Origin of the sequence: Agrobacterium sp. OT33, from assembly GCF_017313365.1 — a bacterium.
GTDB classification, from domain to species: domain Bacteria; phylum Pseudomonadota; class Alphaproteobacteria; order Rhizobiales; family Rhizobiaceae; genus Agrobacterium; species Agrobacterium rhizogenes_A.
In genome coordinates this window covers 350,979-371,673 of the sequence record NZ_JAFLMZ010000005.1, presented here as the reverse complement: position 1 = coordinate 371,673, position 20,695 = coordinate 350,979, and the positions used below count along the sequence as shown (strand labels likewise).

Genomic DNA, 20,695 nt, shown 5'->3' with positions numbered 1-20,695 from the left:
TATTTATCGGCGGGGAGCGCTATTTTGAAAATCGTCAAATCCCGGGATTTCACGGGTTCTCCCGCCTATTTCGCCGCCTGCCGCCACAAGAGGCCGACAATGCGGCTTTCGGTGCGGGCGGATTCGGAAAACACCTCGTTCGCCAGTTCAAGACCTTCGCTGCGCAGCGCCTGCTGCCTTTCGATGATCGCATCGAGAAGAAGCGCCAGCCGCTCGCCATTGCCGAAACGCTCCGGTTCCCGGTCGGCGACGGCGGCAAGAATGGAGAGATCATGCTCATGGCCGAGAATATCGACCAGCCGCTTGGTATCGGCCCGCTTGGCGCGCATGGCGGAAGGCCAGAGACGGCGCAGCAGGCCGAGATGCATCCAATAGGCCTGTCCCGCCTTGCGCAGTTCATGGAAATGTTCGACATCCGCCTGGTCGTGACAATCGGAAAGCGCCTTGCGCGCTTTCATTCTCTGTTTCGCCCAGCTGGTCCTCACCAGCCTTGCCGTCTTTTTCAGATCGCCCGGCAGGGAGAGGGCTTCCAGCTCCTCGCGTCCCGCCTCGCAGCCGGCGATGGCCGCCGCAATCGCCTCATCGAGGCCGGCCTCATGATCAAGGGCATCGTCGCGGCGCTCGCGCAGCATTGCCGTGATCGACCGTAATGCCTCGCCCTGTGTATCGGAAAGCGCAAAAGCCTCGAGATATTCCGCGGTTTCCACCAGCGCCGTCGCATCCCGCGCAAAGGCGAGCGAGCGGGCGATATCGCGGAAACGGGCATTTTCGGCGCGGCTGAAATCGGGCGCCGCCCTGCGGATGAGGCGGTAGAGCGCCCGCAGCCGCTTGAAGCGCTTGCGGGCATCGTGCACGGCCTCATGCGAACCCGAGGGTTGGTCGCGCAGGATGGTGATCGCGTCCTCGATCAGTTCCAGCCCGGCACGGCGGATTTCGTCGCCGAAGGGCTTCTTCGGATCAATTCTGAAGGGCATCCGGCAAGCCTCCACTCGGACAGTCCATGGCGAGCGACTGGTTGGAAAAGCGGCGGTCGCCCGTCACCTCCTTGCCCAGCCAGGAGGGCAGGTCTGGATCGGCATTCTCGTCGTTCATTTCCACTTCCGCGACCACCAGCCCCTGATAACGGCCTTCGAAAACATCGATTTCCCAGGTGAAGCCGCCATGATCAACCGTGTGACGCGTCTTTTCGATCACCACGCCCGGCGCGCTGGCCATCAGCTCTTGCGCGTCTTTGAGGGGGATGGAATATTCATATTCATCGCGGACAAGCGCGCTGGCGCCGATCTTGATGGTCAGTGTCGCATCATGCCCGTTGACGATCCTGACCCGGACGGAGCGATTTTCCAGCGAAGCGACATAGGCCTGCCGGAAAGCCATGCTATGCGTCACCTCATTGCGCCATTCACCGCCTGCAACAAGAAACTTCCGTTCGATTTCCTTGGCCATGCTGTCTCCGCAAACTGCGGCGCCAGATTATCGCAAGAGGGCTTCATGAAGAAGCGAATTGATTGAAGTATCTGTATAAAAAATGGCCTTGCCACGCCTCGACATCAAAGCCGGGGCAGGCTAATCGGTAAACCGGATTTCAATCGTTTCAATCGCGCAAGGGAGGCTCATCTTGGCCCAGGACTCCGAAAAACTTCTCTCCATCCTCAAACTTCAGCCGGTTGTTCCGGTGCTGATCGTGGATGATGCCGCGTCTGCCGTGCCCTTGGCGCGCGCTTTGGTCGCAGGCGGCCTGAAGGCAATCGAGATCACCATGCGCACGCCGGCGGCGCTGGATGCCATCCGCGCGGTTGCGGCGGAAGTGGAAGGCGCCAATGTCGGCGCCGGCACCATTCTCAACGCCCGGGATTTCGAAGCGGCAGCCGAAGCGGGCTCCACCTTCATCGTCAGCCCCGGCATCAACAGGAGCGTGCTGGAAGCCGCGCGCGGTTCCAAGGTGCCGTTGCTTCCCGGTGCCGCCACCGCCAGCGAAGTCATGGCGCTGCGCGACGAGGGTTACAAGGTCCTGAAGTTCTTCCCCGCCGAACAGGCCGGCGGCGCGCCTTACCTCAAGGCGCTGTCCTCGCCGCTCGCCGGCACGGTCTTCTGCCCGACCGGCAGCGTTTCGCTGAAGAACGCCAACGATTACCTCTCCCTGCCGAACGTCGTCTGCGTCGGCGGCTCCTGGGTTGCCCCGCGCGAACTGGTGGCGACGGGCGACTGGGCGGGCATCACCAAGCTTGCTGCCGAAGCGGCCGCACTGCGCGCCTGATCCGCATGGCTTCAAACCCGTTCACGAAGGCGTGAGCGGGTTTGACATTTGTATTCGGCCCACGGCTTCCTATCTCCCCCTGTAGATTTGACCTCTACAGGAGATTTTGATGTTCGACGCCAAGAAGCTTCTTGAACAATTCCTCGGTTCGCAGGTGCCGGGCCTTTCGGGAAGCGTCCGTGACAGAGCCGGGCAGGCCGCCGATATCGCCAGGAACAATCCCCTGAAAGCCGGTGCGCTCGCCGCCGCCATTCTGGGCACCAAGACCGGCCGCAAGCTCGCGGGCAATGTCGCCACCATCGGCGGTGTCGCCGCCATCGCCGGCCTCGGTTACCTCGCCTACAAGAACTACAAGTCCGGGCAGGCCCCGGAAGCCGCGCCGAAACCCGAGCCGGAGCTTCTCGCCCCGCCCGCCGATTCCGCCTTTCACCCGCAATCACCGGCCCTTTCCAATGATTTCGCGCTGAAACTCATCCAGGCGATGATCGCCGCCGCCAAGGCCGACGGCCATATCGACGAGAAGGAGCGCGCCAATATCATGGACAAGGTGCAGGTCTCCGGCCTCGATACGGAAGCGGAGCGTTTTCTGGAAAAGGAACTGGCCGACCCGCTCGACATAGACGCGCTGGTGGCCGCTGCCGGCACGGAGGAGCAGAAGGTGGAACTCTACACCGCCTCGCGGCTTGCCATCGAGGCCGATACGCGGGCGGAGCGCGGTTATCTCGATCTTCTGGCCGGGCGCCTGGGGCTTCCGGATGCGCTGGTGGATCACATCGAGGCGACTGTGGTGGCGGCGAAGGTTTGAGGTAGGCGTCTGGTCTCGGTGGGTGTGGCTCACCCCCCTCTGCCCTGCCGGGCATCTCCCCCTCAAGGGGGGAGATCGACAAGCGGATAGGCCTCGCCTCTCTCGACGTTTGCGAATGAAGTGGTGGGAGCGCCTCCTTCTGATCTCCCCCCTTGAGGGGGAGATGCCCGGCAGGGCAGAGGGGGGAACCACACCCACCAAAGCGGAAACGCGGCCACCGCCGCAATACCCCACTTCCCGGTTGTCATCCCGCCCCGCTTGCCCTAATCCTGTCCCCAGACAATGGGGAAGAGAATGCGCGATCTGAGTGATTTCAAGGGATGTCCGGCGCCTAAGCCGGTGGTGCTGAAGGGCCGTTATGTAACCGCCGAGCCGTTTGATCGCGAACAACATCTTGCAAAGCTCTGGACCGCACTTGGCGGCGAGGGCGTGAATGCGCTTCTCAAATATTTCCCGCAAAACGCCTTTCCCGATGCCGATGCCTTTGGCGACTGGCTGGTCGGCGCGGGCCAGAAGCTCAACTGGGTCACGCTGGTCTTCGTGGAAAATGCCAGCGGCGATGTCGTCGGCATGGCAAGCTACATGCGGCCCGATCCCGCCAATGGCGTGGTCGAGGTGGGTTCTGTCGCCCATGGCGCGAAAATGAAGCGCTCGCCGCTTGCCACCGAAGCGCATTACCTGATGGCGAAACATGTGTTCGAGGATCTGGGGTATCGCCGCTACGAGTGGAAATGCCACAATGAAAACGAGCCGTCGAAAATCACCGCGAAGCGGTATGGTTTCACCTTCGAGGGCGTTTTCCGCCAGCATATGATTTCGAAGGGGCAGAACCGCGATACCGCATGGTTTTCGATGATCGACGGCGAATGGCCGCTGATTGGCAGGGCCTTTGAAATCTGGCTCGCGCCGGAGAATTTTGCAGCCGATGGCGCGCAGAAGCGCAAGCTTGAGGATATTCGTGCGGAGCTTGCCGATGCCAGCGCCTGAAAAACCTGCCGGCAGGAAGGATCGCTCGCCGGCCATTGCCGCTGCCCTCATCATCCTGGGCTTCGGGCTGGTATTCTTCGTCATGCCGAAAATCATGCTGTGGCTTGGCGACTATTCGCCCTGGCTTGCGGCTGCCTTCGGCACTGTAGCGGTGCTCTGTTTTTTCCTGCTGTTCTGGCTGCGCGCGCGTTACCAGCGCCGCCGCGACGGTTAGCGCACTTCAGGTCCCGGAGGTTCCGGGCCTTTGCCGTGGCGCATTTCCGGGCGTAAGCCCGCCACGCGCTTTTACGGGAAACGCGTTATAACTGCAGCGACGCGCCGAGCAGCATCAGGCCCATCAGGAGCACGAACAGCGCGCCGGCGATCTCGATCGCGTGGCTGATACCGGCCGCCTTGCGGCTGCCGGGGCCGGCGAAACGCACGGCAAGGCCCTTGGCCGATACCGCCATGATGGCAAGGAGCGACACCATGATGGCGGTGCCGAGCGACATGGCCAGCACGGAAAGGACGCCGCCGAGATAAAGCCCGTTCAGAAGCGCGAAGCTCATGACGATGATCGCGCCCGAGCAGGGCCTGAGCCCCACCGCGATGATGGCCGACCAGGCCTCGTGCAGGCTGAAGTTCTTGCCTTTCAACAGCATGGGATCGGGCGCATGGGATTTGCCGCAGGCGGCGCAAAGGTCGCCCGTGCCATCATGGTCGTGATCGGCAAAAACCGGCTTTCCCTGGAACCGCAGCCCGGTGCCCATGCCGGTGGCTCTGCCGGCCGATGTTTCCCCCGCCGTGGCGAAGACGGCGACGGGTTCGCGCCGGATGCGCAGCGACCAGAGCTTGCGCACCAGCAGCCAGGCGCCGAACAGCGCCACCATGGCGAAGCTGGCGATCTCCATGGCCTGTGTCGCCCTGGTCATGGTGATGGACGTGCCGCGCAGCACGAGCCAGGCCGCGCCAACCAGGCCGATGGCCACCGCCCCCTGAATGAGCGCCGAGACGAAGGAGATGAGAATGCCGCGTCTCAGCTGCGTTTCATTGGCGATCATGTAGGAGGAGATGACGGCCTTGCCATGGCCGGGGCCGGCGGCGTGGAAAATGCCATAGGCAAAGGAAAGACCGATCAGCGAGCCAAGCGCCCAGCCATCCTCGCGCATGGCCTTCAGCGCGCCGGTCAGCGCCCGGTAGAACATCTGCTGGTGTACGTTGATCCATTGCATCAGCGGCGCGAATGGCCCGCCGACGGAAAAGGACGGCTCGGCAGACCCGATGCCGAGCGGCGACTGCGCATGTGCCGCGCCGGCAAGGGCAAGCAGGCCGATGGCCACGAAGGCCAGAGGCCCGGCCAGACGGCCGCTGCGGCTCAGCATGACACCTCCAGCCGGGTGGCGAAGAGCTTCGTCATGTCGGTGCCGGTCGGGTCGTTGAAGAAGGCGTCGGTAAGCGAGCTCTGGTTCTGCGAGATCACCTCGTCCGGGTCGGGGCGGACGACATGGTGCTTGCAGGCATTCAGATCCTTGCCCTCCGTGGCAATGTCGGCGTCCCTGGCAAAATCGATTGCCGTATACATGGTCGGATCCCAGGCGCCGAAGCTGAGCTTGCCCTTGACCGCAAGCGGCTTGTTGGGCTTCACGGAAAAGAACATCAGGATCTGCTGGTCCTTGTAGTCCACGTGAATGGCATCCGGCTTGCCAAACTCCACCGGTTTTCCATTGGCGGTGATGAAGGTGTAATAGGAATATTCGGCGAGCGATTCCAGCACGGTGGTGCCGATCTCGGCCAGTTCGTCCTTGTCCAGCTTCAGGTCGCCGTTCTTGTCGTAATCCATCACCACGCTTGCCGAGAACATCTCGTCGAAACGCCAGATATTGCGCACTTCCTGAATGGTGCCGTTCGGTCCTTCGACGATTTCCATGCGCGCTTCGGCAAAGATGTGCGGATGCGCCGATGCCGCGACGGGAACGCAGGCGAGGCCGGCCGCGAGAAGCAAAAATCGTCTGTTCATTATCCGGTCTGTCCTGCGCTCGAATCTCGACGGCCCGACTCTAGCAGAAATTGGGACCGAATTTCGACCTGATGCGCTGTTTCATCCTTTGCGCGGCCGCCGGTCGGTCCTAGAATGTGCCGCTGAAGCGCGAGGTGACGCTGGAACCGCTATAGGCGAAATCGCTGTCGCGCTCGCCATGCAGAAGGCGGTTGAACTCCACTTCCAGCTTGCTGTTCCTGCCGGTGTCGAAGGACAGCGTGGCCACCAGCCTGCGTTCGCTGCTGTCGTAATTATAATAGATCCAGTCCTTGTGGACACGCTGCAGCGCAAGGTCCAGCCCCACTTTCTCGGTGAGCCTGCTTTTCATGACGAACTGCCAGCGGCGATGAAATTCGGCGATCGGGTCGTCCGGGTCGAAAAGCGCATAATCCTGCGAGAAGCCGATGCCGAAGGCGATGCGTTCGCTGGCCTTCATCTCCGCTTCCGCCCGCAGATAGGGGCGCGTGCGCTTTACCGTGTCGCTGATCTCGTCGCCGGAAATCGAGGTGAGGCCCGCCTCGGCCAGAACCGCCAAACGCTCGGAGAACCTGTAACCATAGGCCAGCGAACCGCGCAGCGTGCTGGCCTGAAAGCGCTCGTATTTCTCCCGCTGACCCTGCGGGACGGCGAGGCGGTCATAGGCAATGGTGAGCCCCGCCTCGCCGCCGGCCAGCGGCCGCTCGTGTTCGGCCTTCAGCGACAACAGCGCTTCATTGGCCTCCAGCCGGGTGGGCATGAAATAGGCCGGACGGAACCGCGCCTTGCCTTTCATCAGGCTGGCAAGGCCGGCCGTCAGCGTGTTCTTGCCGCCAAGGGCAAGGATGCCGAGCCGGGAGGAGGCTTCCAGCTTGTGATCCAGCCGCCGGTAGCCAATGTCCTCCTCGGGCAGATGCAGGAAGATATCGCCGGCATCGCTGCGCGTGCCACGCAGCTCGATGGCCCATTCCAGCTTTTCGGAAAAGCGTCTCGTCAACCCCAGCGCTGCGATGGTGTTGTGTTCATTGGCGAAACGGTATCGGGGGAGGCGAACCTCCTCGTGTTCGAGCGAATATCGCAGCTCCGCCCCTTCCAGCGCGACCTTGCCATTGAGCCCGAAGCCGGCGCGCAGCGAAATCGCGCTCAGCCGGTTGGTGTCGGCGAAATAATTGCTGTCATAGGCGATGCCGGACTTGTAGGTGACATTATGCTCGTCGGCGCTCTCTCCCGCCCGCACGCCGCAGGCGCAGGCAAGGCCGAGAACAAGCGCGATATATCCCCCCAGCCGCATTCGCATCTCCGGTCTCTAATTAAGCAATATCTTATATTTGGATGGTTAACAAAGTTCTCCGTGGAGCGTTACTGTCGTGACAGTCAGCTTGACGGGCGACATCGAATTGCAAATAGTCCCGGCAATGACGGGAAATGTAAAATTCTATTAAAATCACAAGTATTAGCGTTAATTATTTATTGTAATATTAGGCTTTGCTTGAATTAGAATCCTCTAAATATACAGTCCGGTTACGCCAGATGGCGTGATCAAACAAAGAGGAGAGAGAAATGATTGCAAAGTTTGCTTGTGTAGCCGCCATTCTTACTGTCGCTTCCGTTGGTCAGGCCAATGCCGGCGGCCTTCTGGGCGGCATCCTGTCTGGAAACAGCAACAAGGGTGGCGCACTTGTCGTCGTCTCGCCGAGCATCGATCTCGGCGTCAGCGGCATCCTGTCCAATAACGGGATTCTGAACGGCAACAAGACGGGTATCCTGAACGGCCTGCTGAATGGCAACAGGACCTCCGTCGATGTCATCGACAACAAGAATGACGGCGGCAAGAAGCGTCGGCACTAACTGAAACGGGAGCGGGATGGCCGGGCTTCCAGCCATTCCGCTCTTTCGCAACAGCTCGAAAATCTACAGGGATTTTCGACGCTCACGGTGCGCCCGGGTATAAACCGGAAATGATCCTCGAGTTGCGAGTGTATGACGCACGGCATTTCCGGCAGAATAAACGGCGCAACGCATGACTGGAAGGGGGCCTTGCGGCCCTCTCTTTTTGTCCGCGCCGCCAACGCGGGCCGGGTGCACAAAAGTACCGGATGGCCGCTACTCATGATGGTTTTTTGATGTGGTGACAGCCCCTGCGCATCAGGATGGGTCGCTCGTGAACATCTGCGTTAATTCTAATTTATATTTGGTAAATATTATAAATATTAACAGGAATACCTTCCATCAGGGCTTTTTGATCTGGGTTGTTTACGTGATTTTAACCACGATGTTCTTCAATCTGCGGGTGCGCTAACCCCGTCGCTACGCTGCGCTTCTGGTCGCGAAATATTCGCAGCCCGCAGGTGACGGGATGTAATTTTCAAGGAGCTATCGCATGTTGAAACAATCTCTTCTCGCGCTCGGCCTGCTCGGCGCCCTCTCCGGCGTGGCTGCTGCCGCCGACGCCGTCAGCGACATTCCGGCCGCGCCCGTCGTCAACGACGTTGCGCCCGCCTTTTCCTGGGATGGTGTTTATGTCGGCGCTTCCGCGGGTTACGGCTGGAACCGGGTTAAGTCGACCACTTTCGGCGTCACCACGGAGCATGAGTTTGACGGCGGCCGTTTTTCCGGTTTCGCGGGCTATAATTTCGAAGTTGCCCCCTCCGTCATTCTCGGTGTCGAGGGCGATCTCGGTTACGCCTGGGGGGACAAGACCATCGTCACCAGCGAGGTTTCCGCAGGTCTGAACGGCTCCGCACGCCTGCGCGCCGGTTACGCCATCGACCGTGCGCTGATCTATACCGCCGCCGGCTACACCGCGACGGACAGCGAAGTCAAAGCGCCGTTCGGCGAGGACAGCAAGGTCCTGCACGGCTGGACGGTTGGCGCTGGTATCGATTATGCCTTCACCGACAACCTATTCGGACGCGTCGAATATCGCTACAACGACTTCGGCAAGGCAACCTACCATACCGGTCCCATCACTTCGACCGGCGATGTCAGCGAACACGTCGTCAAGGTTGGTCTTGGCGTGAAATTCTGACGGTTATTCCGTTTTCGACAGGGGGCGGCGCAACGTTGCGACGCCCCGTGCGCCTGATGCGGCAAATCCGGCATCAATCCAGCGGACGTTCCGCCGAAGGCGAAAACGCACATTGCCTTTCAAGGCAGGCTTGAACAGCGGGCCGTTTTGGTGTGATGGTGGTCGCCGTCATTCCGTCCCGCCTCCCAGCCTTCAGTCGATTCCCATGCTACAGAAAAGCACGTCGCCGGGCGCGTTCGATCGTCAGGCCTATATGATCGCCCTGCTGGTTTTTATTGCCGGCAGCACCAATGCGGCCGTTGTGCCGTTTATCGGTTTCTACATCATCCAGGTGCTCGGCCATCCGCCGGCCACGGTCGGGTTTTACAGCGTGACGGCGGCGCTGGCCTCGATTGCCGCCAGCCGTATTTATGGTGAGCGTGTCGATGCCGGGGTGCGGGTGAGGCCGCTGTTGATACTTTCCGTGTGCGGCGCTTTTGTCGCGGCCGCAGCGGCGAGTTTCGGGCATCTGGCGCTGCTGGTGGCGATAACGGCGACCGGCATGGGGCTTTCCAACGCCGCCAGCACGCTCATATTCAGTTACGGCCGCTATCATGGCCGGGTGCAGGCGCTGGATACGGCCGCCTATAACGCCTTCCTGCGCACGATGGTGTCGCTGGCATGGATGCTGATTCCCGCCGCCGCCTATCTGATCTTCGACCTTGCCGGCGCAAGGGCCGTGTTCGCGAATGCCATGCTGATGGCGGTCATCTGGGGCGGGCTTGCCCTTGCGGTGGTGCCGCGAGACCAGACCAGCCCGATGGAGCGGCGGGCGGAAAACGACGGCGACGCGCGGCGCAACCTGCCGCTGCTTCTGGCGGCTGCGGCCAGCTTCTGCATGTCTTTCGCCCATGCCCTGTGCGCCTCGGCGCTACCGATATTTCTGGTGCGCGAGGTCGGCCTGCCGGATTACGTGCCGGGCCTGTCGCTCAGTGTCAAATGCGCCATGGAGGTTCTGTTCATCCTGCTTGCGCCGCGAATGATGCGCCGCTTCAGCGCCCGCCTGCTGCTGGGCGTTTCAGCGGTGATGGCCATCGTCGCCTTCAACGTCATCGCCTCGGTCACCACATTGCCGGCCATGATCGCGGGTGCGGCGCTGGAAGGTGCCTATTACGGGCTTTGCGCCGGCACCTGCCTCACCTTCGTGCAGGGTTTCGCACGCGGCCGCACCGCCCGTGCGACGGCGCTCTACATGAATTCCATCTTCCTCGCGGCGCTTTTTGCGGTGCCGCTGATGGGGTTCGTGTCGCAATATGCAAGTTTCGGCACCTCGATCCGGCTTGCTTCGGTCGGTGCCGGCGCGGCGCTGCTGCTCTTGTTCCTGACGCGGCGGCAGGTGGGGGAGTAGGGTATGCAGGGGGGGCGGCAATCTTGCACAAAGGCTTGTCTGGCGGCGACATAGCGGATGACCCTCATTCCTGTGCTTGTCACAGGAATCCAGTCGACGCGCGTCTGCGCGGCGGGAGACCCCTTTCAGCCCAAAGACTTGGGCTGGCTGGATTCCTGTGACAAGCACAGGAATGAGGGGAGGGAGATTGGCCGCGGAATGAGTGGCCGCCACGCGACCGTCCATCCCTCAAGCCGAAATATCGATGATCCCGCAATCTCCCGCTTCCGACGCGAAGGCGAGCAGCTTGCCGGTGGCGCTCCAGTCCATGCCGGTAATGGCGCCCTTGCCGGGGCGGCGCAGCAGGGCTTCCTTGCCGTCCGCGAGCCTTACGCCGAGGATCATGCCGTCGATGAAGCCGATGGCGAGCACGTCTTCCACGGGATGGAAGGCGACATTGGTGACCATGATGTTGGCGCGGCTGCCGAGTTCTTCCGGAGCCTTGCCCATCGGGCCGTCCTTGCCGGCAAACGGCCAGACAATGGCGGCCGGCGCGCCGGAGGAGGCGAGCCATTTGCCCTTTGCCGACCAGGACACGGATTTGACCTTGGCGGGGTAACCCGTCATGCGCATGTGGCGTGCTTCCATGCCGCCCTTGGTGGCTTCCATCTTCCAGCCGTGCAGGGCGTTTTCCTGCATGGTGGTGACGAGGAACTTGCCATCGGGCGAGAAGGTGACGCCGGTATGCGCGCCCTTCCATTCCAGATCGACGGGATCGCCCGCGGTTGCCACCCAATGCAGCGTCACACCGTTATAACGGGCAACGGCAATGCGCAGGCCCTTGGGCGCGAAGGCGATCGCCTCCACCGTGCGCTCTTCCTTGAATTCCTTGACCGTGCCGTCCGACAGCCGGACGAAGCTGGACTTGCCGACGCCATAAGCGACAGCCTTCTGCGGCCCGCCGGCCACGACGCCCACCCATTTGCGCGGCACATTGGCGAGTTCGCTGATGCTGCCGTCATGGCCGATACGCAGCACGCGTCCGTCTTCGCCACCGGAAAGCAGCGTGGCGCTGTAGGGATCGCGCACGCAGGTCAGAAGCCCCTCATGCGCCTCAGTCACCTTCTCGCCGCCATCCAGCCGGTGAATGGTGCCGGCGGCGGTGGCAAACAGGGGAATGTCGCCGAGAAAATGGGTCGAGACCACGTGGCCTTCGATATCAAGCGGGGCAACAGTCGGCATGGGGCATCGGTCTTTCGTATCTGTGTCGGATGGGCGGGGGTGTCATTCCCGCTGGCTGGCATGGTTCTAGAGCATTTCCGGCAAAAGCGGAACCGCTTTTACGTTCGGACGATTCGTGAAATCAAGGAGATAGAGCGCTTTGTAGTAGAGGAAACACCCTACACGGCAGTTGAAAATCATTGATACTCCTGCGCTCCGGGCTCACCCCCCTCTGTCCTGCCGGACATCTCCCCCTCAAGGGGGGAGATCGGCAAGACGCTCTCTCGTCACTTCATTCTCGATCGTCGAGAGGTGCGAAACCTCGCCACGGGACGATCTCCCCCCTTGAGGGGGAGATGTCCGGCAGGACAGAGGGGGGTGAGCCCGGAGCACGGGAGTATCAGTGATTTGCAACTGCCATGTACCGTGTCGAAGAACGCGCGTCGGACGGATGATGGACGCAGCCGTACCCCGGCGCAAGGCCGGGGTGACGGAGGGATAAGGATCAGGCCGTCGCGAGGCAGGCGTTGAAGCTCTTTTCCAGCTTCTCGCGGTCCAGTTCGCGGCCGATGAAGACGAGGCGGCTTTCGCGTTTTTCGTCTTCCTTCCACGGGCGCTGGTGGTCGCCCTCGATGATCATGTGCACGCCCTGCACGACGTAACGCTCGGCATCGCCCTTGAAGGCGATGATGCCCTTGAGGCGCAGAATGTTCGGGCCGTCGGTCTGGGTAACCTTCTGGATCCACGGGAAGAACCGTTCGGGGTTCATCTCGCCGCCGCGCAGTGAGACCGACTGCACCGTCACGTCATGGATCGACGAAACCGCGCCATGGTGGTGATGGTCGTGGCCATGGTCATGCCCATGGTCGTGGTGATGATGCCCGTGATCGTGGTCATGGTCGTGATGATGGTGGCCGTGGCCGTGATCGTGATCGTGATTGTGGTCGCAATCGGGGCCGCAGACATGATCCTCATGGCCATGCTCGAGGAAATGCGGATCGTTTTCGAGCGCGCGTTCCAGATTGAAGGCGCCCTGATCGAGAACTCGGGCGAGATCGACGCCGGACCGCGTCGTCTTGTAGATGCGCGCGGATGGATTGATGGCGCGCACGATATCCTCGATGCGGGCCACTTCCTCCGGCGAAACGAGATCGGTCTTGTTGACGACGACGACATCGGCAAAGGCGATCTGGTCTTCGGCCTCGCGGCTGTCCTTCAGGCGCAGCGGCAGGTGCTTGGCGTCAACGAGGGCAACGACGGCGTCAAGCTCGGTCTTGGCGCGCACGTCGTCATCCATGAAGAAGGTCTGGGCGACCGGAACCGGATCGGCAAGACCTGTCGTCTCGACGATGATGCCGTCGAAACGGCCGGGGCGGCGCATCAGGCCTTCCACGACGCGGATCAGGTCGCCGCGCACCGTGCAGCACACGCAGCCATTGTTCATTTCGTAGATTTCTTCATCGGACTCGACGATCAGATCGTTGTCGATGCCGATCTCGCCGAATTCATTGACGATGACAGCGTATTTCTTGCCGTGGTTCTCGGAGAGAATGCGGTTGAGAAGCGTCGTTTTGCCGGCGCCGAGATATCCCGTCAGGACGGTGACTGGAATGGGCTTGGCTATAGCTGTTTCGGTCATGGAAAACCCCGCGTGGAGAGAGGCCGTCAAGCCTCAGGAAGATGTGTCGTCGTCCATATAGGCGCGACGTCCTGGCAGTTCAAAGAGATTTTGGCCGAATTCGGCCATGTCACTCAAATTTTGTTATGAAATAACGTTATGTCAAAAGCGTGGATATCTTCAAGCAGTTCGACAAGGCCTTTTACGGCATGGGAAATCAGCCTTTCGCCCTTTTCCGAGGTCGCGGCGGCGGCGTTTCCAGCAACGCCGTCCGGGTTCAGATCGCTCATCAGCCAGCCGAAGGCATGCGGGCCATAGGCGCGCAGGTGTTTGAAGCGGCTGGCGAAATCGCTTTGGCGGGAAGGGAAGTCGGCGGCTTTCTGCATCGCCACGCGCTCGGGGTGAAGCGCCAGCATGACCGATGTTTCGATATCGCCGCCATGAATATCGACCGCCTTGTCCTGCGGCTTCACGATATCGGCCGGTACACCGAAACGGGTCCAGCTGGTGGCGACCGCCAGCATGCCGAAACGGGCGCGGGCCTCGGTGGCGACGATGGTCATCAGCGGTGAATTACCGCCATGGGCGTTCAGCATCACGAATTTGCGCACGCCCTTGTTATATTCCGCCTCGGCGATGCCAAGCCAGCGCTCGATGGCCTCATCGTATCGCAGCGTCTTCGTGCCCGGCACATTCATGTGTTCGATGGAATATCCGACCGGTTCCGCCGGCAGGAAGGAGACGGGCAGATGGCCGGGCAGGGCGGCGGCGAGACGGGCGGCGATGCCTTCGGCAATCAGCGTATCGGTCTCGAAGGGCAGGTGCGGCCCGTGCTGCTCATGCGCGCCGAGCGGCAGCACGGAAATTGCACCTGTTGCGCGAAGATGCGGGTCTGTTACGTTTTCGTCGTGATAATGCGTGTATGAGTTTGGCATCTGGCAGTCCGCGCGTGCATTCGTTAAGGATTTCCAGCAACATATATCGGTTCCGCCACAGGGTAAAAGGCACTCGCATATGAGCAAGGACAAATCCGGGCATAAGGACAAAAGCGCCAAGAAGGAAAAAGGCGGCAAAAAATCAAAGGACGCCAAAAAAAGGGATGAGAATTTCAACCCCGAGGAACTGGCGCAATCCATCACCCAGGCCGCCCGTTCCATGCGCACGGCGCTGAGTCACAGCCTGGCCGAAAGCGGGCTTTATGCGGGCCAAGACGGCGTCATTCTGGCGCTGGCGCAGGAAGGCAGCCTGACACCGGGCCAGATCGCCCAGAAGCTTGGCGTCAAGGCGCCGACCATGACGCGCACCATCGGCCGCATGGAAGCCCAGGGTTTCGTGGAGCGCAGCGGTGACGACGAGGATGGCCGCGTGACGCTGGTGAAGCTGACCGAAGCGGGCCTGAAAAGCGTCGAACACATCAACGTCTCGATTGCCGATTGTGGTTCAAGGGCCGTAGAGGGGCTTTCAGCCAAGGATGTGCGAAACATCGTTAAACTTCTGAAGGTCATCGACGGCAATCTTCAATAATTTTGTTGAAATTTTTAAAAGAACCGTTGGTTTTGTGGGGATTCCTTAAACGGGTTGCGGATTTTGTTTAAATTGTTTAATTGCAATTTAAACAGGGACATCCGTCGCTGACACGCGTTTGGGGAGGAATGCCGTGGCCCAAAAGGTCAAACTGTCCACCATTGCCGAAAGCCTCGGTCTTTCAACCGCCACCATTTCGCTTGCCCTGCGCGACAGTCCGCTGGTGGCCGCCGATACGCGCGACAAGATCAAGGACCAGGCGCGGGCGCTGGGTTATATCTACAACCGCCGCGCCGCCAGCCTGCGCACTTCGCGCTCCGGCATTGTCGGCGTGGTGTTCCACGATGTGATGAATCCGTTCTATGGCGAAATCCTCAAAGCCATCGAAAGCGAGCTGGACCGCAGCCGCCAGACCTTCATTCTTTCCAACCATTATGATTCGGTGGAAAAACAGCGCACCTTCATCGAAACGCTGCTGCAACTCGGTTCCGACGGCATCATCATGTCGCCGGCCATCGGCACGCCGATCGAGGACATGACGCTGGCCGAAGAAAATGGCATGCCCGCCATCCTCGTGGCCCGCTCCATGGACGGCGTCGACATGCCGACCTATCGCGGCGACGACAGCTACGGTATTTCGCTTGCTACCAACCACCTGATCAGCCTCGGCCACCGCACCATCGCCATGGTTGGCGGCACCGACCAGACCTCGACCGGCCGTGACCGTTACCAGGGTTACGTTAATGCGCTGCGCAAGGCCGGTATCGAGGTCGATCCGAACCTGCGCATTCCCGGCCCGCGCTCCAAGCAGGGCGGTTTCGAGGCCGCCGTGCATTTCCTCTCACTGCCGCAGAAGCCGACCGCCGCCGTCTGCTGGAACGATCTCGTCGCCATCGGTCTCATGAACGGCATTTCCCGCGCCGGTCTGGTGCCGGGTGTCGATATTTCCGTCACCGGCTACGACGATCTGGAAGAGGCGGCGATTGCCACGCCGGCGCTGACCACGGTTTCCAACGGTCAGGCCGAGGTGGGGCGTCTCGCGGCCCGCGCGCTGCTGGACAGGCTGGCGGGCAGCCACGAGCCTGACGGCATTCACCTCATCAAGCCGGAAATGCGTATCCGGCAATCGACCGGGCCGGTGCGGCCGCGGGTTTGAATATATCGCCCGGGAATATGGATGCGGCAGGCTGCATGTTTCTGGTTGTTCGCGATGTTTCCTTCTTCCGTCATTCCGGCCTTGAGCCGGAATCCAGCCACCGCGTGTCTGCGCGGTGAAAAGGCTCTCTCAGCCCAGGGACTTGGGCTGACTGGATGCCGGATCAAGTCCGGCATGACGGTGAGGGGTGCCGCAAAAAAATCGGCATGAAACTTCCGTCTGCCCCCATAGCATCCCCTTATTGCCCTTTTCACGGCCGCCTTTGTTTGAAAAGATCGCCGCCCAGAGGAGTGGGATGGCGAGCGGTTCGCCTGAAGCCCGCTCCGGCTATCGGAATGTTATCAGGAGGAATATCCGCTCATGTCTGACAAAAAGGCCGTCGTTCTCGTTCCCGGCAAGATAAACCCGCGCGTTCTCGAACGCCTCGAAGGCAAGGTCGAGATCGTGGCCGTGCCTGCCGGTACCGAGCCGGTTCTGCCTGATGGTGCGGCGGAGCGTGTCAATGCCATCGCCGTTTCCGGCGTCGTCAACGCAAAGTGGATCGATGCGCTGCCGAAGCTTGAGATCATCGCCAATTTCGGCGTGGGTTATGATGGCGTCGATGCCAAACATGCCGCCACGCGCAACATCGTGGTGACGAATACGCCCGATGTGCTGAACGACGAGGTGGCGGATACGACGATTGCGCTTTTGATCAACACCGTGCGCCGTCTTTATCAGGCCGAGACCTGGCTGCGTGACGGCAAATGGGTTGGCGAAGGCCCGTTCGCGCTCTCGCCGTTTTCGCTGCGCGGTCGCAAGGTTGGTCTCTTCGGCATGGGCCGCATCGGCCAGGAAATCGCCAAACGGCTGGAGCCCTTCAAGGTGGAAATCGGATACCACACCCGCAGCAAGCGGGATGGCCTCTCCTACACCTATTACGGCTCGCTGAAGGAGATGGCGGAAGCGGTCGATGTCCTGATCTGCATCGTGCCCGGCACGCCGGAAACGCATAAGGCGATCAATGCCGAAATCCTGACGGCGCTTGGACCTGACGGCGTGTTCATCAATGTCGGGCGCGGTTCCAGCGTCGATGAGGATGCGCTGCTTGAGACGCTCAAGAGCGGCGCCCTGGGTGCTGCCGGTCTGGATGTGTTCTATGCCGAGCCGAAGGTGCCGGAAGCCTTCCTGTCGCTGCCGAACGTTTCCCTGCTGCCGCATGTCGCCTCCGCCTCGGTTCCGACGCGCAACGCCATGGCCGATCTGGTGGCCGACAATATTCTCGGCTGGTTCAGGGACGGCAAGGTGCTGACGCCGGTGCCGGAAACGCCGGTTAAGGGGTGAGGCCGGAACCTCCACACACCGTCACCCCGGACTTGATCCGGGGTCCAGCATGATCAAGTCTTTGATCATAAAAGACTCCTGTCACGGCGCAGACGCGCCGTGGCTGGATGCCGGATCAAGTCCGGCATGACGGAAGATACGTTTCGCCCTTTGTCGGCGTCCTATTCCGCAATCTCCGCGCTTCCCACCCATCGCCCTTCGGCAAACGACCTAGCCATGGCGTGGATGCTGCGCTCGATCTTCAGGCCTTCCTCGAAATCGATGATATGCGCCTTTTTCCCCTCGATTGCCGCGATCAGTTCGCGGCATTCGATCACCTTCAGGTCGTTGAAGCCGAGGCCGTGGCCGGGGGCGGGGATGAAGCGGTCATAGGGCTTGTGGTGCGGCGCGGTGAGGATGGTTCTGAAACCCTGCTCCTCCGGGCGTCCATCCGTGGTGTAAAGCTGGAACTCGTTCATCCGCTCCTGATCGAACAGGATCGAGCCCGTGGAACCATAAATCTGGATGGCGATGCGGCCCTTGCGGCCCCAGGCGGAGCGGTTGGCAATGAGCACGGCGGAAATGCCGCCTTCTAGCTTTAAGAGAACGCTGGCAAGATCGTGCGTCTCGACGGCACGGTTGCCGCCACCGGCAAGCGGGCGGGTCTCGTAAGGTTTCACCATGTCCGTGATGGCGCTTTCGGCATGACCGAAAAGGGCATAGAGAAGCGACAGCGGATGCACGGCAAAATCATCCAGCGCACCGTAACCGGAAGAGGCCTCGCTCTTCCAGTAGAAGGGCTGGGTGGCATCCGCCATGAAGTCCTCGTCCATTTCGGCGCGGACGTGATAGACGTTGCCGATGGCGCCTTCGTCGATCAGGCGGCGGATATGGCGGATGACGGGGTTCTGGATGTAATTGTAGCCCATCGCCGCCGCCTTGCCGGAACGGCGGGCGGCATCGCGCATCTTCACCGCATCGGTAAAGGCGGGCGCCATCGGCTTTTCACACCAGACATGCTTGCCGGCCTCAAGGGCGGCAATCGCCATTTCCGGGTGGAAGGCGTTGGGCGTAGTGACCGAGATGACGTCGATCTCGGGATTGGAAAGCAGGTCGCGCCAGTTGCCCGTAGAGTGGGCAAAACCGAACTCGGCGGCTTTCTTCGCGGCAAGCTCGGGGTTTACTTCCGCTAGCGTCACGAGGCGGGGGCGTTCCACATCGCCGAAGACGCTCGTGACGTTGTTCCACGCCAGCGCGTGGCATTTGCCCATGTAACCGGTGCCGATAAGGCCCACGCCAAGAGCGGCCATGCTATTCTCCTCCCGAGAGTTTTAGAATGAAATCAACGTATTGAGCGTTTATTGAAATGTGGCAGGCGAAACAAAGCCCCTCTGTCCTCATCCCTGTGCTTGTCACAGGGATCCAGCCAGCCCAAGTCCTTGGGCTGTGAAGTCTCTCCCCGCCGCGCAGACGCGTGTCGGCTGGATTCCTGTGACAAGCACAGGAATGAGGGACGTCGTGCGTCTCAGGGATTATCCCGCTTGAAAATCCAGTCATGATCCGGGTGGTTCTTGAACCGCCATTTACGCATCGGCCCGGCCATCACGTTCAGATAATACATCTCATAACCATAGGGCGCGCCGCAGGGGTGGTGGCCTTTGGGCACCAGCACGACATCGCCGTCCGACACCGCCATGGTTTCGTCCAGCGATCCATCTTCGGTGAAGACGCGCTGGAAGCCGAAACCCTGCGCCGGGTTGAGCCGGTGATAATAGGTCTCTTCCAGATAGGTCATATTGGGGTAGTTATCCTCATCATGCCGATGCGGCGGATAGGACGACCAGTTGCCCGACGGCGTGAAGACTTCCGTTACCAGCAGGCTGTCGGCCACATCGCGTTCTTCCATGGCGATGGGGAAGATGTAACGCGTATTGGCACCCTTGCCACGCTCGGTGAACTGCACGCCATTGGGGCCGATCTGCTGCGCCTCGCGGCTGCCTTTTTCGCCGGGTGCGGTGCAGACGCCGACGGTGCAATCGGTCGTGGCAGTCAGCGACCATTCGGAGCCGGCCGGGACATAGACGCAGTGCGGCGGCTTGCGTTCGAACACATTCATGCGGTCGCCGAGTTCACCGAAGTCCTTATCCCCTGCGGAAATCGTCGCCTTGCCTTCGACCAGCACGAGGATGACTTCGGTATCGCCGGTGTTTTCCGCCGCCGTCTCGCCCGGCTTCAGGCGGTAGAGGCCGAAACCGACATAACCCCAATCCGCGCTTTGGGGCGTGATATCATGCACCTTGCCGCTGGTCGCGACCGGCTTGCGCAGAAGTGAGGTCATGGTGGTGTTCCTTTTTGTGAGCAGTACGATAATTCATGCCATCTCGTCATTCCGGCCTTGAGCCGGAATCCAGCCGACGCGCGTCCGCGCGGCGGGAAGACTCTTTTCAGCCCAAAGACTTGGGCTGGCTGGATTCCGGCTCAAGGCCGGAATGACGGATGGGGTAGGCCGCCCGCCTTCCTTTGCTCAGTTCAAGCAGCCTGAGCTTTGTCCAGCCCTGCTTCGCGCGCAAAAGCCTTCAGCGATTTCAGCCCGAGGCTCTGATATTCGAATGGGTTGCGGATATCCGGGTCCTGTTCCGCCTCGATCACCAGCCAGCCGCTGTAGCCATGCTCGGCCGCCACCTTCAGCACCGGCGGGAAGTTGACGCCGCCTTCGCTATCGCCCGGCACGGTGAATACGCCACGGCGAACGCCTTCGAGGAAGGAGAGCCGCTCACCGCGAACCTGATCGGCAATGGCAGGGCGCACATTCTTGGCATGGATGTGGCCGACGCGGCCCATATATTTCTGCGCGACGCGCACGGGATCGCCGCCGCCGAACAGGCAATGGCCGGTATCGAGCAGCAGATGCGTCTTCGGACCGGTATGCTTCATCAGGAGATCGATTTCCTCTTCGCTCTCGACCACCGTTCCCATGTGGTGGTGATAAACGAGGGTGATACCCTGTTCTGCGGCAAAGGCGGCCAGCGCCTCGACGCCCGCGCCGAATTTGGCCCAGTCCTCGGCTGCAAGGCGCGGACGGTCGACCAGCGCCTTGTTGTCATCGCCATGGATGGCATTGGAGGTCTCGCAGACGATGATGACCTTGGAGCCCATGGCCTTCAAGAGATCAAGCGCCGGCTGCATCGCCTTCTTTTCGGATTCGATGTCGTCGGTCAGAAGGTTCAGCGAATGCCAGCCGGAGACGAAGGAGAGGCCGCGCGGCGAAAGCACACCCTTCAGGCCTTCCGGCTCCGTCGGGAATTTGTGGCCTTTCTCGATGCCGTCGAAACCGATCTTGGCGGTTTCATCGAGGCATTGTTCGAGGCTGATATGCGCGCCCAGCGTGCGGTCGTCGTCGTTGGACCAGGCAATCGGGTTGGTACCGTAACGGATCAT

21 protein-coding genes are annotated in these 20,695 nt (G+C 61.1%); 10 read left to right on the top strand and 11 right to left on the bottom strand.

Going from position 1 to position 20,695, the window contains the following annotated elements; all coding sequences use genetic code 11:
* Positions 1 to 65: 65 nt before the first annotated feature.
* On the bottom strand, positions 66 to 974 hold the full coding sequence (locus JZX88_RS14600; RefSeq protein WP_174029746.1) for a CHAD domain-containing protein: 909 nt from the start codon (positions 972 to 974) through the stop codon (positions 66 to 68).
* On the bottom strand, positions 958 to 1,446 hold the full coding sequence (locus tag JZX88_RS14595) for a CYTH domain-containing protein (protein WP_065117013.1): 489 nt from the start codon (positions 1,444 to 1,446) through the stop codon (positions 958 to 960). The genes JZX88_RS14600 and JZX88_RS14595 overlap by 17 nt, the downstream gene beginning before the upstream one ends.
* Before the next feature lie 172 nt (positions 1,447 to 1,618).
* On the opposite strand from JZX88_RS14595, the gene JZX88_RS14590 reads away from it, so the two are divergent.
* The 4 genes from JZX88_RS14590 (at position 1,619) to JZX88_RS14575 (ending at position 4,263) form a co-directional block, all read left to right on the top strand.
* A complete protein-coding gene (locus JZX88_RS14590; RefSeq protein ID WP_065117012.1) occupies positions 1,619 to 2,257 on the top strand; it encodes a 2-dehydro-3-deoxy-phosphogluconate aldolase in 639 nt (212 codons plus the stop codon).
* A gap of 109 nt (positions 2,258 to 2,366) precedes the next feature.
* On the top strand, positions 2,367 to 3,062 hold the full coding sequence (locus JZX88_RS14585; RefSeq protein WP_065117011.1) for a tellurite resistance TerB family protein: 696 nt from the start codon (positions 2,367 to 2,369) through the stop codon (positions 3,060 to 3,062).
* 294 nt (positions 3,063 to 3,356) lie between these two features.
* On the top strand, positions 3,357 to 4,049 hold the full coding sequence (locus tag JZX88_RS14580; RefSeq protein WP_174029750.1) for a GNAT family N-acetyltransferase: 693 nt from the start codon (positions 3,357 to 3,359) through the stop codon (positions 4,047 to 4,049).
* Positions 4,036 to 4,263, top strand: coding sequence for a hypothetical protein (locus JZX88_RS14575; protein ID WP_110759956.1), 228 nt, complete (start codon positions 4,036 to 4,038; stop codon positions 4,261 to 4,263). Before JZX88_RS14580 ends, JZX88_RS14575 begins: the two co-directional genes overlap by 14 nt.
* An 85-nt stretch (positions 4,264 to 4,348) precedes the next feature.
* On the opposite strand, the gene JZX88_RS14570 is transcribed toward JZX88_RS14575, so the two are convergent.
* The 3 genes from JZX88_RS14570 to JZX88_RS14560 form a co-directional block, all read right to left on the bottom strand.
* Complete coding sequence (locus JZX88_RS14570) at positions 4,349 to 5,410, bottom strand: nickel/cobalt transporter (protein WP_065117008.1); 1,062 nt, start codon at positions 5,408 to 5,410, stop codon at positions 4,349 to 4,351.
* Positions 5,404 to 6,045 (bottom strand): DUF1007 family protein, encoded by a 642-nt coding sequence (locus JZX88_RS14565; protein ID WP_110759957.1) that lies wholly within the window; start codon positions 6,043 to 6,045, stop codon positions 5,404 to 5,406. The genes JZX88_RS14570 and JZX88_RS14565 overlap by 7 nt, the downstream gene beginning before the upstream one ends.
* Positions 6,046 to 6,154: 109 nt before the next feature.
* The gene (locus tag JZX88_RS14560) at positions 6,155 to 7,333 is read right to left on the bottom strand and encodes a hypothetical protein (protein WP_206914000.1); all 1,179 of its coding nucleotides are present in this window, start codon (positions 7,331 to 7,333) and stop codon (positions 6,155 to 6,157) included.
* A gap of 269 nt (positions 7,334 to 7,602) precedes the next feature.
* On the opposite strand from JZX88_RS14560, the gene JZX88_RS14555 reads away from it, so the two are divergent.
* The 3 genes from JZX88_RS14555 to JZX88_RS14545 all read left to right on the top strand — a co-directional run bounded on the left by JZX88_RS14555 (position 7,603) and on the right by JZX88_RS14545 (position 10,457).
* Positions 7,603 to 7,890 carry a hypothetical protein gene (locus JZX88_RS14555; RefSeq protein WP_065117005.1) on the top strand — a complete coding sequence of 96 codons (288 nt, stop codon included), beginning with the start codon at positions 7,603 to 7,605 and terminating at the stop codon, positions 7,888 to 7,890.
* Positions 7,891 to 8,422: 532 nt separating this feature from the next.
* Positions 8,423 to 9,070 (top strand): outer membrane protein, encoded by a 648-nt coding sequence (locus JZX88_RS14550; protein ID WP_065117004.1) that lies wholly within the window; start codon positions 8,423 to 8,425, stop codon positions 9,068 to 9,070.
* Between the two features lie 205 nt (positions 9,071 to 9,275).
* A complete protein-coding gene (locus JZX88_RS14545; protein WP_206913999.1) occupies positions 9,276 to 10,457 on the top strand; it encodes an MFS transporter in 1,182 nt (393 codons plus the stop codon).
* Positions 10,458 to 10,685: 228 nt separating this feature from the next.
* Here JZX88_RS14545 and JZX88_RS14540 read toward each other — a convergent pair whose 3' ends face one another.
* The 3 genes from JZX88_RS14540 to JZX88_RS14530 form a co-directional block, all read right to left on the bottom strand.
* Complete coding sequence (locus JZX88_RS14540) at positions 10,686 to 11,678, bottom strand: WD40 repeat domain-containing protein (protein ID WP_206913998.1); 993 nt, start codon at positions 11,676 to 11,678, stop codon at positions 10,686 to 10,688.
* A gap of 484 nt (positions 11,679 to 12,162) precedes the next feature.
* A complete protein-coding gene (locus JZX88_RS14535; protein WP_206913997.1) occupies positions 12,163 to 13,296 on the bottom strand; it encodes a GTP-binding protein in 1,134 nt (377 codons plus the stop codon).
* A gap of 113 nt (positions 13,297 to 13,409) precedes the next feature.
* On the bottom strand, positions 13,410 to 14,210 hold the full coding sequence (locus JZX88_RS14530) for a creatininase family protein (protein ID WP_206913996.1): 801 nt from the start codon (positions 14,208 to 14,210) through the stop codon (positions 13,410 to 13,412).
* Positions 14,211 to 14,289: 79 nt separating this feature from the next.
* Between JZX88_RS14530 and JZX88_RS14525 the strand changes: the two genes are divergently transcribed.
* From JZX88_RS14525 to JZX88_RS14515, 3 genes are all read left to right on the top strand, one after another.
* Positions 14,290 to 14,799, top strand: coding sequence for a MarR family winged helix-turn-helix transcriptional regulator (locus JZX88_RS14525; protein WP_206913995.1), 510 nt, complete (start codon positions 14,290 to 14,292; stop codon positions 14,797 to 14,799).
* Between the two features lie 133 nt (positions 14,800 to 14,932).
* Entirely contained in the window at positions 14,933 to 15,955 is a 1,023-nt protein-coding gene (locus tag JZX88_RS14520) for a LacI family DNA-binding transcriptional regulator (protein WP_065116998.1), read from the top strand.
* A 360-nt stretch (positions 15,956 to 16,315) separates the two neighbouring features.
* The gene (locus tag JZX88_RS14515) at positions 16,316 to 17,278 is read left to right on the top strand and encodes a 2-hydroxyacid dehydrogenase (protein WP_206913994.1); all 963 of its coding nucleotides are present in this window, start codon (positions 16,316 to 16,318) and stop codon (positions 17,276 to 17,278) included.
* Between the two features lie 161 nt (positions 17,279 to 17,439).
* Here JZX88_RS14515 and JZX88_RS14510 read toward each other — a convergent pair whose 3' ends face one another.
* The 3 genes from JZX88_RS14510 to iolE all read right to left on the bottom strand — a co-directional run bounded on the left by JZX88_RS14510 (position 17,440) and on the right by iolE (position 20,695).
* On the bottom strand, positions 17,440 to 18,567 hold the full coding sequence (locus tag JZX88_RS14510; protein ID WP_206913993.1) for a Gfo/Idh/MocA family protein: 1,128 nt from the start codon (positions 18,565 to 18,567) through the stop codon (positions 17,440 to 17,442).
* 215 nt (positions 18,568 to 18,782) lie between these two features.
* Positions 18,783 to 19,595, bottom strand: coding sequence for a 5-deoxy-glucuronate isomerase (gene iolB / locus JZX88_RS14505; protein WP_206913992.1), 813 nt, complete (start codon positions 19,593 to 19,595; stop codon positions 18,783 to 18,785).
* 191 nt (positions 19,596 to 19,786) lie between these two features.
* Entirely contained in the window at positions 19,787 to 20,695 is a 909-nt protein-coding gene (gene iolE, locus JZX88_RS14500) for a myo-inosose-2 dehydratase (RefSeq protein WP_206913991.1), read from the bottom strand.